The organism is Oleiphilus sp. HI0043 (genome assembly GCF_001634935.1).
The window spans coordinates 1-651 of sequence record NZ_LWEY01000057.1 but is presented as its reverse complement, the minus strand read 5'-3'; the positions used below and the strand labels follow the sequence as shown (position 1 = coordinate 651).

The following is a 651-nucleotide window of genomic DNA, read 5'->3' as shown; positions in this document are numbered from 1 at the left end:
GTAGAACTCTTGACGGTCTTTTTGAATCAGGTTGTGCTTGTTGCGGAATTCTGATCGTTTATCGGCAATAGTCTTAAGATGCTTCAGGCTTTCCTGAATATCGCTGCTGCACTCGTCTAGCGCTTCGCCTTGGTCAATAAAGCTGCCAACGACTTCGTAACTAAGCTTTTTATGAGATTGAATAAGCGCTTGTTCTAGCTCGTAGCTTTCGATATCTCCAGTCTCACTTACAGTCGCTTTTACTACTTTGGCCAGACGCGGTTTACCTTCTACCAAAGAGCAGATATCACTGCCCAGCTTTTCTGGAAGCATCGCGATAGTCTGACCGGGGAAGTAGACTGAACTTGCGCGTTTTATCAGACTTTTCTCGATGGCTGAGCCGGCATCAATCATGGCGCAGGGGTCGGCAATCGCAATATATATATACCAACCTTGCTCAGCTTTTTCTGCATACAAGGCATCGTCTATATCTTTCGTAGAAGACGAGTCAATGGTAACAAAGGGAAGTTCACAATAGTTTTTACGCCCTTCGCTTAAACCTGCTATCTGTTCTTCTGAAATCGCATCTGCTTGTTCTTGCTCGACTTTGCTCCAGCTTGTTTCCAGGCGGTGCTTCTTGCTGGCATACAATGATTCGATACCGATATCTTG

General features: G+C 45.3%; 1 protein-coding gene. It reads right to left on the bottom strand.

The window, feature by feature from the left end; genetic code table 11:
• Positions 1–651 (bottom strand): RNB domain-containing ribonuclease (locus A3729_RS01280; RefSeq protein WP_156497567.1); only part of this gene is annotated, 651 nt, incomplete at both ends.